Source organism: Cellulomonas hominis (assembly GCF_014201095.1).
Lineage (GTDB): Bacteria > Actinomycetota > Actinomycetes > Actinomycetales > Cellulomonadaceae > Cellulomonas > Cellulomonas hominis.
Window position 1 is genome coordinate 900450 of the sequence record NZ_JACHDN010000001.1, and the last position, 13834, is coordinate 914283.

6 protein-coding genes are annotated in these 13834 nt (G+C 69.7%); 2 read left to right on the forward strand and 4 right to left on the reverse strand.

Annotation, left to right across the window (positions count from 1 at the left end; translation table 11 throughout):
* Positions 1-49 precede the first annotated feature (49 nt).
* From HNR08_RS04200 to HNR08_RS04210, 3 genes are read right to left on the reverse strand one after another with little or no spacing between them, the layout of a single operon-like run.
* Complete coding sequence (locus HNR08_RS04200; protein WP_146838671.1) at positions 50-1114, reverse strand: PD-(D/E)XK motif protein; 1065 nt, start codon at positions 1112-1114, stop codon at positions 50-52.
* A complete protein-coding gene (locus HNR08_RS04205) occupies positions 1107-3848 on the reverse strand; it encodes a Z1 domain-containing protein (protein ID WP_146838669.1) in 2742 nt (913 codons plus the stop codon). Before HNR08_RS04205 ends, HNR08_RS04200 begins: the two co-directional genes overlap by 8 nt.
* Positions 3845-6082, reverse strand: a complete 2238-nt coding sequence (locus HNR08_RS04210) for a DUF262 domain-containing protein (RefSeq protein WP_146838667.1) — start codon at positions 6080-6082, stop codon at positions 3845-3847. The genes HNR08_RS04205 and HNR08_RS04210 overlap by 4 nt, the downstream gene beginning before the upstream one ends.
* 250 nt (positions 6083-6332) lie before the next feature.
* Here HNR08_RS04210 and HNR08_RS04215 point away from each other — a divergent pair, with 250 nt between their 5' ends.
* Both HNR08_RS04215 and HNR08_RS04220 read left to right on the forward strand, forming a co-directional pair.
* Entirely contained in the window at positions 6333-7862 is a 1530-nt protein-coding gene (locus HNR08_RS04215; RefSeq protein ID WP_146838665.1) for a DNA cytosine methyltransferase, read from the forward strand.
* 45 nt (positions 7863-7907) lie between these two features.
* A complete protein-coding gene (locus HNR08_RS04220) occupies positions 7908-8372 on the forward strand; it encodes a very short patch repair endonuclease (RefSeq protein WP_276509371.1) in 465 nt (154 codons plus the stop codon).
* 157 nt (positions 8373-8529) lie between these two features.
* On the opposite strand, the gene HNR08_RS04225 is transcribed toward HNR08_RS04220, so the two are convergent.
* Positions 8530-13833 carry a DEAD/DEAH box helicase gene (locus HNR08_RS04225; RefSeq protein ID WP_146838661.1) on the reverse strand — a complete coding sequence of 1768 codons (5304 nt, stop codon included), beginning with the start codon at positions 13831-13833 and terminating at the stop codon, positions 8530-8532.
* Position 13834 lies beyond the last annotated feature (1 nt).

The window sequence follows — 13834 nt, forward strand, 5'->3', positions numbered from 1 at the left end:
CCGGACGACGGCGCGTTCGCTGCCGCTCCGGGCCCCGGATGCTGCTAAGTCACACGTCGGCGAGGGCGACGAGTCGAGCCGCGATCTTCTGCATGCCCACGGTCGGATTGATGTCGCCCTGCACACGTGCCGGCAGGCGGACCCGGAACGAGACCGAGTCCGCCTCCACGTGCCTCGCCTCGTCGAGCTGCTCAGATCGCAGCAGCTTGATCCGGTCGTCCGCGAGGTCGTAGAGGCGCTCGAACACCACCTGGAAGGGCCGCCGGAAACGGGCGCTCTGCGCGTGCTCCGCGTGGTCGTAGCCGACCGAGGCGTCTCCCCCGTACTGCTTCACCTTGGCCACGAACGCCGTGGCAGCGTCGGAGTCGGGCAGCCGGGCGAGGACGGCATCCACGAGGTCGGGGATGGAGCGCCCCGGGGACCCGACTGCCTGCCAGCGGATGCCGACGCTCAGCAGGAAGAGGTGCGTCTCGGGTACGCCGCCCACAGACGCGCCGAGCTCGAGCTGGTGGAAGCCCTGGATGTGATGCTCGGACTGGCTCCCGGTGGTGGTCTTGACCTCGACACCCACCGGTCCCAGCTGGAAGTCTCGCGACGAGGGCACGCTGCCGGCCCAGCACTTCACGATCGCGGCGGGATCCGCCGCGGTGGCAGTCAGCGCTGCGAGCACCGACAGCTCGCCCGCGAGGCCGACGAGCGCCTGGTCGCTGATGCCCGCGCGCCGCAGCGCCATCGCGATGACGGGCTCCGACGCGGCGAACGCACGGTCGCGGTCGCGCTCCAGCCCGTTCTCGACGAGCTCCGCGCACACGAAGGCCGCGAACCCGTCCAGGTGCTGCGTCGACGGCAGCACGAGACGACTGGCGGCAAGCTGGCTCCGGCTCCGTGTCGACCAGACGTTGTGGACCAGGTTCTCGGCCACCAGCTTGTCGCGCGGGACCAGCGGGTCGCCGACGAGGAAGATCTCGACCCGGCCGTGCTCGTCGCGTGAGACGCCGAGCGTCCTCGCACCGTCCGCCCAGACCAGGTCCCTGGCCTCGCCCGTCGTCGCGGCGGGCATACCGGCGATCTTCTCGCGCAGCCATTCGTAGGACGGAGACGTGCTGTCAGACACCGAGGCCTCCCCGCTGCGCTTCGACGTGGTCGGGGCCGCCGAGAGGCAGCACGACGCCGACCGCGACCGACGCGGTCGACCCCATCTCGACGACGTGGAAGAGGACGAGGCCGTCGCTGCCCGCCGGCCGCGAGCCGTCGAGCGAGGTGCGGACCGCCTCACCGCGAGCGACGAAGTCGAAGTGCTCGTCGCCGCGGATGCCGTCGGCGGTCACGTTGCGGGAGCCCCAGGTGCTGGCGAGCGTCGTCCCGTCTACGTCCCGGCGCATCGGCCGCACCACCGCCGGGAGCCCCGCCAGCGGCCCGCCCTCGACCGGGTCTCCGCCGCCGAACCGCACACCGACGGAGAACGTGGGCTGCTGCTCCCGCTTCACGTCGAGGTCGAGCAGCCGCCACAGGAGCGGCGACTCGTCGGTGGTCACCATGCCGGGCACGGCGCGGTCGAGAGCCGCTGCCCACAACCGGAGGTACGCGGCGATCGCGTACGGAGAGGAGAGCCCGAGATCGACACCGTCCTTGACCGCGGGAGCTCTGAAGAGCGGGAACGCCGGATCGTGCTCGTCGAGCCGTGCGTGGTTCTCGACCGATCGCCACCGGTCGGCCTCGGCGCCCGTCTGCCCCGGTCCGTGGTGCGCGTAGACGAGGCTGTCGAGGAGGTCGGCCGTCTCGTAGAGGTCGAGCCGCCGCTCCAGCAGAAGCCCACGATCACCCGTCGCGCTGGGCACCTTCAGCACCGCCTCCGAGAAGAGGCCTGCGATCAGCTCCTGGTTCTGCTTGTCCTCGCCAGCAGGGTTCACGTGTCGGACGAACGGCTTCGGCCCGGGCCAGACGGGGACGGACCGGAGGTTGCTGATCTTCCCGGTGGCTTTGAACGCCTTGCCCTGGAGGACGGTGACGGAAGGCAGCCCGCCTCCGGCGCCCATCGCAGCGAGCACGTCGCGCCGGAGGGCCTCGTCGTTCTCGTGGTACTGCCGGAACAGGTCGAGCTGGTCGGCCCCGAGCAGCACGCGGCACAGGTCGATGTAGCTCCCGCGGTAGCCGAACCAGCGCTGCATCTGCATCTGGGTGTCGGCCAGGGGCTCGTCGCTGCGCCGGCTGAAGTAGGTGGTCGTCAGCCCCTCGAGCGTCAGCCCGCGAGACATCACGTTGCCCGAGACGAAGATGGTCGAGAGATTGGGGGCGGAGCGCCACATGCCGTCCGCATCCAGCACGGGCCCGAACCGCGGGCGGTCGTCGGCGTTCTCGTCGCTGTTGATCACCGCGACCGAGGTCCCGGGCACGATCTCGTCCAGCACCAGCCGCTCGACCTCGGGCCACTGGTCGGTGGGAGGCACCGTCGGAGCCGCAGGCAGCTCGAGAGCCTCGCGGGCGATCTCGGCGGACCGCTGGTAGTCCTCGAGCCAACGGATCCAGGCCGGCCTGTTGGTCTCCAGATCCTCCGCCACGCCGGAGCGCCCCAGCGCGCGGGCGCCGTCAGCACGCTGGCGCTCGACCTCGGAGCCGTCCGACCACGCGAGGATGCGTTCGGCGACGTCGAAGTGCCGGTCCTTCGCCGACGAGGGGTGCACGAGCATCGACATCGGCTTCACCGCCGCTTCCGCCGCCTCCGCTCGAGTCGCATGCCGGACCGCACGGGCCGCGGACGGCCCCAGCCTGCCCGGAGCGCGGAGAAGACGCAGCGCCGACGCGACGAGATACCCGCGCACCGTGTCGATCAATGAGTCATCGGTGCTGGTGTCAGTCGGCACGCAGAGCGGCACCTCGTCCAGGAGCCGGTAGTACACGTCGCCGCCGGTGTACCAGCCAGGTGCGCCCTCGGGGACGCGGTACGACGACGACCGGATGTCCGGATCTCCCTCCGCGCCCGGCGCTCGCAGGCTCGCCACGAAGTCCCGGGGCGAGAGCGGGTTGCCGGGGTCCTGGAGGAAGTTGGCCTGCGGTGTCGCGGTGTAGGCCACGTACGACGCGTAGACCTGGGCATTCGTGGTCTCGCCCGGACGACGCCGGGACTCCCACAGGTCGAGGATCCGCCGAGGCACCTGCCGGACCACGTCCGGGTCCAGGCCCCCGACCACGGACGAGTCGTCGGCCTCGTCGTCGAGGACGAGCAGGTGGAACGGCCGGCCTTCCGCCTCGACCGCGGGGTACACGGCCTCCTGCAAGGTCTCCGCCATCGCGGCGATGTGCGCGACGTTCTTCATCACGACCGCGACCATCGGTCGGCGCCGCGTGATCGCGCGCTGGGCGAGCTGCTTCGTCACGCGGTACGCCGAGCGCGCGTCCACTCCTGCGTCGCCGTCACCAAGAGCGCCTTCCCGCGGGACGAGCAGCCGCCGGAGGTGCGGCTCCGGCATAGCGCCGAACTGCTCGACGACCCGCTCGAAGGTCTGGGCCCAGAGCGCCGTCCGGGTCCCGCCCAGGATCACGATGGCGTCGACGCCCGCGTCGAGCGCCCTGGCGACGACAGCCATCATCGACGCCGTCTTGCCGGACTGCACGGCGCCCATCACGACGCCCGTACGCACCCTGCTGGCGGGCCAGGCGGCGGAGCCCGCCTCACCCGCGCCCAGGATGCCGTGCCGCAGGATGTGCTCGGCGTCCGCCTCGATCACGGCGCGGCTGACCGCCCCGATGCCCGACGAGGCGAGGGCGTCGACGTAGACGCTCCACCACGTCGCCGGACTGGTGTCGTCGTCGGCCAGGACCAGGCGCTCGCCGCCGAACGGCTCCGTCATGCGCGACGGCTCACGAGCTCGGCCAGACCCGAGTGCCCGAACTCGTCCCGCAGCCGGTCGTCAGCCTCGGCCACGTCCACGTCCAGCACGCCGAGGAACTCGTCGACCACCTTCGCCATGTACTTCCACTGCTCGCTGGTCTGCGTCTTCGACGGCCGGATCCAGGTCGCCGAGGCGTTCTGCAGCTCGGTGACGACCTCGTCGAGCTTGTCCTCGAGCTCGTCGCCCAGAACGGCTCGTGCTGCGCTCAGCGCGATGAGGCTCGCGACGAGCTGGAGCTCCTGCCATGCGTCCTTGCCGGTGCTGTTCCGGAACTTGTCGGCCCAGGCCTCCGGGGCGGTGCTGGCGTGCGCGTCGATGCCGTGGTCCAGCAGCAGCATCGCCGACCGCACAACGTCGACGTCGCGCAGCCGGTCGCTCTTGGTGTCGTGGACGCGCTTGAGCAGGGCGTTGATCGTGCTGGCGGTCGACCTCGTGCCGACCGTCCCCTTCGCGCCGAAAAGAACCGCGGCCACCCACGACAGGAGCTTCGTCCGCTTGTAGCCGGCTCGACCGAAGTCGTAGCCCTCGAGGGCTCCCTTCGTCGACGACAGGTCGTCCCAGTCTTCCAGCAGGAAGGGAGCCACGGCCTCGACGTCGTCGGCGTCACCGGCGGTGACGAGCAGGGCCTTCATGAGCGCGACGTTGTGGAACAGGGCGTTCCGGATCTCCTCGGCGTTGAGGTGCTTGCCCTGCTTGTTGTACAGGCTGAAGACCTCGTGCACCTGCTCCGTCGTGACCTTCTTGTAGACGATCACCGGGATGCGGTAGTCGGCCTGCTGCTCGAACACGTAAGCGAGGTCCCACCGCTCGCCGACGATGTCGATGTACTCCTCCCGGATCTGGCAGTAGTACTTGCCGCGCAGCTTCGCGAGGTCGCCGCTCAGCGACTTGACGTTCTCGCCGGCGCGCAGCGGGAACGGGAAGTAGCTCTGCCGCTCGAGCGCCGCGTTGAGGCTGGTCTGCTCGTGCTTCTTCCAGAGCCTCTTGAAGGCTGGGTAGTCGGTCCGGAACGTCTCGAGGAGATCCGGAACCTCCCACTCGACGGCCTTCGCCCTGACGATCTCGAGCGCCCGCGGGTGCTGACCGATGAACCGGAGGATCGACGTCAGCCGCTGCTTCCCGTCGACCACCTCGTAGCTGATCCGGCGCTCCTCGTCCTGCAGCTGCAGCACGATTACCGACGGCAGGGGGATTCCGCGCACCACCGACTCGATGAGCAGCTGGGCATCGCTCGTCGGCCAGACGTCCGCGCGCTGGTACGACGGGCTGAGGTCGAGCTTGCCTGTCACGGCGCGCTGGACGAACTGGGCGATGGGCCATGTGTCCGCCGCCGCGTCGATCGGGCCGCCGACCTCGGCCTCCTCCTCCTCGTCCACCTCTTCCCAGGCAGCGACCCAGGCCTGGGTCGCGCTCGTGAGCGTCGCGGAGCCTTCCTGGGCACCCTCCATCTGCTCGTAGAACTGCTCGCGGAGCGTGATGGCTCGCTCGAGCCGCTCGGAGAGACGCTCCAGCAGCGTGGTGTCGTGCCGTCCGAGGTTCCCGTAGTCGATCCCGAGACCCTCGGCCAGCGACGCATCGAACGCGCCGCCGTGGCTGCTCTCCAGCTGGTCGGGGAGGTGCAGCCATCCCTGCACGTTGGCGACGTGGACCCGCCAGCTGCCGTCGGCGAACCCGATCTCCTCGACGTGAGCACGCGCGGCGGGCACGTCGACGCCCTCAGGCACGGCAGGCCCGGGGAGGCTGAGCTCGACGAGGCGCTCCGCGATGTTCTGCTCGACCTCGCTGAGACTCTCCGACATGACTGGCTTCTCCTTGGTCCGCATGGAGTCGGCGGCTGCGGTCGCCGCGACAGTCAGCTCGTGGAAGGCGCGCGCGTCGAGTCCACCGGGGGTGTCGAGCAGGCGGCGCGCCACGGCGTCGATCAGCCGGTTCAGCCCGGTGAGCGTCACGGTGTCGCCGCGCGAGAAGCAGGTCTCGTCCCAGAGCACGCCGACCGCCTCCGCGACGAGCCGCCCGCACTCCACCTTCCCCGGGACGTCGGCCAGGTCCAGATGCACCGCGGAGCCCAGGGCGACGAGCGCTGACTTCTTCTCCTTGCTGCCCGGTCCGAGCGGCTCGACCTCCTGGCCGGCGAGGAGGTAGGCGCGCGCAGTGGCCTCGGCCTTCGAGGTCGCGCTCTGGTACTGAGCCACGTCGGTGTCCTTGCTCGCACGGCGCGCGCTCGACGACGCGCGTGGGTCGGTGGATGACGAGTACATGATGGCTCGCCGAGCAGCCCGTGCGGCGGCGACTTCCTGATGCGGCCCGAATTACCCCGATTGCAGCAGAGGTCAGCACCCTGCCCTCGTACGTCGGGTGGCCGGTCTCGTCCCACGTGGACGTCGACCACCCGTCGACGCGTCGTGGACCCGCATGTCGGTGCGAGCTCGTACCCTTCTCGCCATGGGAGAGCCTGAGTTCCGCTTCGTCGACCTGTTCGCGGGCATCGGCGGCTTCCACGCAGCGATGAAGACCTTCGGTGGGACGTGCGTCTACGCGGTCGAGATGGACCCCCGCGCCCGTCGCGTGTACGAGGCGAACTGGGACCACCCAGCCTCGGGGTTCAACGTCGCCGGCGACATCACGCTGGACGACCCGGCCGAGATCCCCGACCACGAGGTGCTCTGCGCAGGTTTCCCGTGCCAGCCCTTCAGCAAGTCGGGCGCGCAGCGCGGCATGGACGAGGCGCGCGGCACACTCTTCTACAACATCGCGACGATCATCGAGGCGAAGCGGCCGCTCGTCGTCCTGCTGGAGAACGTGCGGAACCTCATCGGACCGCGCCACGCGCACGAGTGGGACGTCATCATCACGACGCTCCGGCAGCTCGGATACCACGTGAGCCGGACGCCGGCGATCTTCTCCCCCCACCTCCTCCCGGCGCGTCTCGGCGGGACCCCGCAGGTGCGGGAGCGAGTCTTCATCACCGCCACCCGGTCCGACGTGCTGTCCCGGATCCCGTCGGACGCACCCGGCCCGGAGCCGGTCGCCTCGATGAAGGACCGCTTCCCCCTTGATGACGGTGAGGACAGCCCTCGCTTCGACCCCAAGTCGGGAACCGACGGGTGGCATCTGCGCGACGTGCTCGAGGACGACCCGCCGGTGGGCTACGGCCTGACGAGCTTCGAGACCCACTGGATCGACGCCTGGGACGAGTTCGTGCAGATCCTGCGATCGCGCGACGAGACGCTGCCCGGCTTCCCGGTGTGGGCCGAGTCGTGGCGAGACTTCCGCGAGGTCGCGACGCTGCACTTCCCGTCGCTCGCGCACGCCGACACGCTCAAGCCGCTCGAGTCGGTGAGGGACGGCTTCGTCCCCGCGACCGTGACGATGCCGCACGTCGACCGCACGCTGCCGGATTGGAAGCAGAGCCACCTCCGCAACAACCACGCCCTGTTCGCGCGCCACCACGCGCCGCTCCTGGAGTGGGCGTACCGCTGGGGGGTCTTCCGGGACGACGTTTTCCCGGCGTCGCGGCGCAAGCTCGAGTGGCAGGCGCAGGACGCGCCGAGCCTGTGGAGCACCGTGATGCAGCTCCGCCCGTCGGGTATTCGCGCGAAGAAGGAGACGTACCTCCCCGCGCTCGTGGCGATCACCCAGACGTCGATCATCGGCCGGTTGGCCCGGCGGATCACGCCGCGGGAGACCGCCCGCCTGCAGGGTCTGCCCGACAGCTTCGTGTTCCCCGGGCAGAGCGACGCGACCACGTACAAGCAGCTCGGGAACGGGGTCGCCGTCGGAGCTGTCGCTCACGTCTTCCGTCAGCACATCGAGCGCGACCGGCTCCTGCTCGAAGACGCTGGCCGATCACATCTCGACGACGACCAGCAGCGTGAACGCGCCGCCCGCCTGATCAAGGCTGTCGCCGCCGCGCCGCTCAACCCTCTCGACGTCTTGGGCCGCCCGCGCGAGCTGGATCCGACCGCGGTCTGACCGCGAGCTCGCGCCCGGGCGCCGAGCTGGCGGAGGATCGACGTCGTGCCGACCTTCAACGTCCCGGCGCACCCGGGCTCGAGCGGCGCCGAGGTCTCCCGGCGCATGAGCCGGCTGCGCCGACGGGACAACGAGCGCGAGCTCAGCCTTCGTCGCGCGCTGCACGCCGAGGGGTTGCGGTACCGCGTGACGTATCCGGTACCGGGTCTGCGGAGACGCACGATCGACATCGCGTTCACGCGTCGACGGGTCGCGGTGTTCCTCGACGGCTGCTTCTGGCACGGCTGCCCCTTGCACGGAACCGATCCTCGGAGCAACAGCGCCTGGTGGGCGCAGAAGATCGCGGCGAACCGCGCGAGGGACGCCGACACCGACCGTCATCTCGGCGCTCTGGGGTGGCGCGTGGTCCGCGTCTGGGAGCACGAGGACATCTCGAGCGCCTCCGCACGGGTTCGGGATGCGCTGCACGAGACCGGATCACGCGGCCGAGGTGCAGGCACGTCGGGCTGAGTCCGTGAACCCAGTCGACGGCTGCCACAGCCTCGATCCCCGCGCTCTGCTCAGTGTCAGCACTGCCAGATCTTGAGCATTCCAGCCCGAACCACGCCGAACGGGTCCCCAGCGGGTGAGATCCGCAGGAGAGACAACCTGTACCGCTGTGTGGTGATCAGTCGATGTACCCGATCGTCAAAGCCTTCGCGACGAAGACCCCCCGATTGCGCAGCGTGCGCACGTCCGACCACGTCACGGTCATGCCGCGCCCCTTCAGCCCATCGGCAACCGAACGTTGCAGTTCCGTCTCATGCTCGACATTCCGACTCCAGAGCGGGTGTCCGATGACGACCGCGCGGTTCCCGTGGACGAGCACGTGGAGGTCGTCCACGATCTCGACCGCGTACGGCTGCTCGAACATGCTCCGGAAGCCGGCGTCGAAGGCACTGACGGCACCGGGGACGAGATCGAACCAGCGGGCGAGCCGGAGATCCCGGCCCATCGCGAGGTCGGCGACGTCGAGCGCGAGACGCCAGTCCAGCGCGGGGTGCAGGTGCCGGTTGTCCCAGGAGCGGAGGCAGTCGGGGCAGGAGGAATCACACTCGCTGTGGCCCGGTGCGTTCCAGCCCTGCCCGGTCTCTCCGTCCGCGATCTGCCGGACCACGTCATCCATCCGCGGGCCCGCGAGCTCGAGAGCGTACCCAGCGCCGTTCTCGAGGGTGTCTGCGACATAGACCGCGGAGGTCCGTGTCCCATCCACGTGACGGCGCGATTGCAGCCCCACGGTGAGCTCGTCGGGGTCGATGTCGAGCTCGGCCTGAGCGCCGCGACGTAGCGCCTCGGCGAAGGACAGCATCGCCGCAGGCCCCGACGGGCAGATGGCGACGTCGGTCGCGATCACCTCACCCGGGAGGCTCTCGGACCGGATCAGCAGCAGCGCGGCGTCGGTCGTGCGCACGTCGCCGATTCCGCCCTTCCCCACTTTGGGCATCGAGATGTTGTCGGTCTCGACGGCGGGCACGATCACCGAGTGGTCACTGTGCCGGTACAGGTCGAACTGCGCCCGCCGGTTGTCGTTGACCGTGACCAGGTTCGCGTCCTCCAGTCGCCAGATGTCCATGGCGCCGGAGCGATTTGGCTGCAGGCCCCCGAGATCGGTCCACTCCAGCACCGGGCGGGACGCGGTCGCGACCTGCGTGTCGCTGAGCTCGCCGTCCTTGGCCTTGGGGTGGGTCCGGAACCCTGCGGGCTGGTACACCGTCATCGGCTCGATGTCGCCAGCACACACAGGGCACGTGAGCGGGCCGCCGGCCGGAAGCCCCTCGGCCGCGCTTCCGGCCTTGATCGTGGAGGAACCGCAGACCGCGCAGCGTTCGAGCGCGAAAGAGCTACGGATCGGATCCGTCGTGCGGACGTTTCCGCGCCCATCGCGGTACACGGACGCGAACCCGTTGACGGTGTACACCCACCCGTCGCTGACCACCTCGGCTCCAGGCGCGAACAACGAGACCGCCTGGTCGAGCGGACGGTCGCTGATCTCGTCGAGCGTGAGCCGGTTGTCGATACCCGTCCGGTACAGCGTCCGCACCCGTGTCGGGAAGCCGAACATCGGCAGCACCCCGGCATTGGCGAGCCGCTCGCTGAGCGCAGGCTGTGTGAAGACGGGCGAGCCGACGACCCCGTCGATATCCTGGACGAGGCCCTCGCGGGCCCACTCCACGATCTCATCAACCATGCTCGCCTCGATGCCGGTGTGCGCCGCGAGGCGTCGGACGACATCGTCGACGTCGGGCGCGCGCTTGAGCCACGCCTCGATGATGGAGCGCATGGGCGGAGCGTCCTCCTGCCCGCTCTCCTTCCACTCGTCGGCTCGTCCGAAGGCGCCGTGGACGCTCTCCCGGAGCAGCTGAGGAGGGGTCGGCAACGCGCGGCAGGCACGCCGCAAGAGCTCAGCCGCCACAACACGCTTGAGAATCTTCGGGCGGTTGGTGTCGAGGAACGGCTGCGGCGGGGGGTCCCCGGTGATCCGGCCCGAGTTCGCGAAGTAGTAGTCGTCATGCGAACGGTCCCGGCAGAGCGTGGCCGCGAAGGAGAACGCCTGACCCTTGCGGCCAGCACGACCAACGCGCTGCTGGTAGTTGAAGCGCTTTGGCGGCATGTTGCCCATCACCGTCGAGCGCAGAGAACCGATGTCGACGCCGACCTCCATCGTCGTCGTCACCGACAGCACGTCGAGCGGCGACGTGAGGGGGTTCTCTGCGGGCGCAGGCTTGAGAGCCCCCCGGAAGACCCGTTGACGGCGGCGCTGCTCCTCGGGCGGGCGCGTCTGACCGGTCAGCTCTGCGACAGCGAGGCGTTGCGGCCGCTGCGTCGCGAGCCAGGCGTAGTAGTCCTCTTCGAGGAGCTCGACCCGCGCGCGCTCGACGAGCGCCCCGGAGCAGCCGCTGCGGATGCATGTGCGCGCTGACGCGTGGAGGTGTCGCTGACCGCACGTGGTGCATATCCAGACGACGTCGGCCCCGGGTACGACGAGCAGAGGGACGTCTGCCCCGGCGAGATCGATGACCAGCCCGGCCAGCATCGGCTCGAGCGCCTGCTCGAAGTCGGCTTCGAGTTCCTCGGGACTGACACCGACCACCTCGGCGGCACGCCGGAGGTAGTCCACGACGTCGCGGGGCAGGAGTGCCGCCTTGGACGCGCTGCCAGAGTCCTGAGGCGCCCAGCGTCCGCTCGACAGGAAGATGCGGAGGGCGGAGCACAGCGCCGTGGTTCGGAGATCATCGAGCGAGTCGGAGAGGACGCGCGGGACCACGTAGGCGACAAGGTTGTCCTCGGCATCTCGAGCCGCACGCGACGTGCCGATGAGCGCCTCGGCGACCGAAGTCGCCATGTAGGCATCGAACTGCTTCTGGTGCCGATACCGCTCGGTCGCATCGGGCAACGGGGTCCACAGACCGGCCGTGGGTGGCTCGAAAGCGCGGAACCACGGAGTTCTCGAGTCGCCGAGCGTCAGCCGGGACGCCCGTGGCCCTCCCGGCGGGACGCCCAGAGAGACGAGCTGTCGGCTCAGGTGTCGCACAAGTCCGCTCCACGGTCGCGAGCGATCAGCTGCGATCCGGCGCTCGAACTCGTTGACGGCGGCGATCTGATCGGCCGTGGCGTTGCCGCTGCTGATCGCGACGTAGGCCGCGACCATCTGAGGGTGCTCCTGGACCAGCTCACCGAGACGCGCGGCCTGACTCGGTCCGAGACGTCCCGCCAACCCCTCGCGGAGGATCATCGCGATGTCCTCGACGGGGGCGACGAGCGCTTGGTCGATCTCCTGTCGGACCAGGTCGTTGTAGTGGTTCATCGAGAGGCCGACGGACATGCGCGCGGCGTCGTCGCGCGAGTCGGTGAACACGATCGTGCGGCTGATGCCCTGCTCGTCTCCCAGCTCGCGAAAGATCTCGGCGACCAGGAGCTGGGCCGCCTGGGTGGCGCCCTGCGTGTGAGCGCGGAGAGCGGAGGCCACCCGTCCTGACCTGAACTCCGTCTGGTGCCGGGTGTGCAGGCACCGAGGACAGCGAGATGGGAGCGCGGGAGGCCGGAACTCGTCGTCCGGGTTCTTGGCGGTGACGATGACGCCGGTCGCGTCATCGGCCGCGGCGGTCTCGATGAAGCCGGTCACCGGGTCGAACCGAGCCCGGGCGAACCGGAACTCGACATCCTTCTTCGGCCCACCGTGGTTCCACGTGGCTCCGACGCCGTCAGAGAAGGGCGAGTACCAGCGGTACTCGTGCTCGCGTCGCTCGAACAGGAACTTCGGGCGGTCGAGCTCGCTGTCCGACGGGTCGATCCCGAGGAACTGGCCACCGCTCCCTGTTGCTACGACGTGCCCGCCGAGGCTGCCCTCGCCGCACTTGCCGCAGTAGATCAGCTCCAGGACCCGCCCGCCGCACGGGCACTGGTGCACGGGCCGTGCGAACAGACGCCCGATGCCGGCCCGTTCACGTGGCTCGCTCGCCTCGACCTGCGTGCACGCAGGGTTCGAACACGCCCACATCCCGCGCATCGTGCGCATGAAGTAGTGCGCACGAAACGGGATCCGGCCCTCGTCGGACGAACCCGCGATGATCTCGAGGGCCTTCTCCACGTCCTCGACCGAACCGTCCGGCCCGAACGCGCGCGTGGCGATGGTCGGCAGGTCGGTCGCTCGGACAGCGCCGTCCTCGTCCCGGCACGCCTCGGCGAGCACGTGGGTCATCATCGGCGCGTCCGTGCTTCCGAGATCGGGTGCGGGGAACGGAAGACTGGCCATGACCGGACGCGTCTCGCCGGAGATCTGCTTGAAAGTCGAGCGAGGGACTCCGAAAAAGCGTTCGAGGTAGTCCGAGCGGTCGCCTTCCAGCGACGCGCTCGTGCCGATGACCCGCAGCTGCGGCGAGTCGGGCGCGAGCCCGAGACGCATCAAGAGGTTGCGGACGATCAGCGCGACCTCTGAACCCTGGGTGCCTCGGTACAGGTGCAGCTCGTCGACCACGAGAGTGAACACGTTCGCGGGATCGAACTCCAACCAGGCCCGCGTCTGCTCGAAGATCGGGTCTTCCAGCCGCCGCATCAGCATCACGTTGAGCATCGAGTAGTTGGTGACCAGGACGTCCGGCGGGTCGCAGATCATGTCCCACCGCGTGAGTAGCTCTGCCCGACGGGGGTCGGGCAGGAAGTCGCGAACCTCCGGATCGCTCGCGAGCGCCTCGTACTCCTGCACGAGCAGCCTGAGGTCATGTCCGACCGTCGCGACCTTCTCGTCCTTCCTCGTGGTCGAAGGCAGGCGAGTGCCTCCGGGAGCACCCGAGGTGTAGCGGCCGAACCAGAGCGCGGGTCCGCCGAGGTCCTGGATCCGGCGTGCCGTGCGACGGAGTCGCGACATCTGGTCCTCGACGAGCGCGTTCGTCGGGTAGAGCACCATGGTGCGAACTGCGGCGGCGCGCGCTTCGTCCTTGCGCGCAGGTGACCAGTGGCTGGTCTCCCACCACGCGTTGACGCCCTGCGCGGGCGCCCAGCTTCGTGCCTCCACCAGAAGGCGCGCGAGCACAGGCAGCAGGAACGACTCGGTCTTCCCCGACCCGGTGCCGGACGTGACCACGGGGTTCGAGGGGCCGGCGGCGGCGAACGCGACGGCAAGAGCCTCGGCTTGGTGGCGACGGAGGCGCACGTCGTCGCCGGGGGACGTGCCGAACAGGCCGTGAACCAGCCACGACGCTTCGTCTTGCGCCAGGCCCACCTCGCGACAGGCCTCGATCGCGTCGACGACGCCGTCGTAGGGCAGCACCGGCTCGAGAAGAGGCTCGGGCAGGAGACGGACATCTTCGAGCAGCCGCCTGCGACGCTCCGTCCGCAGACCGTCGTCACGGAGGTAGAACGCGGTGTCGATATAGCGCAAGAGGGTCTCGTTGATGGACCGCCCGACGCTCAAGGGATTCGCTGACGTGGCCATG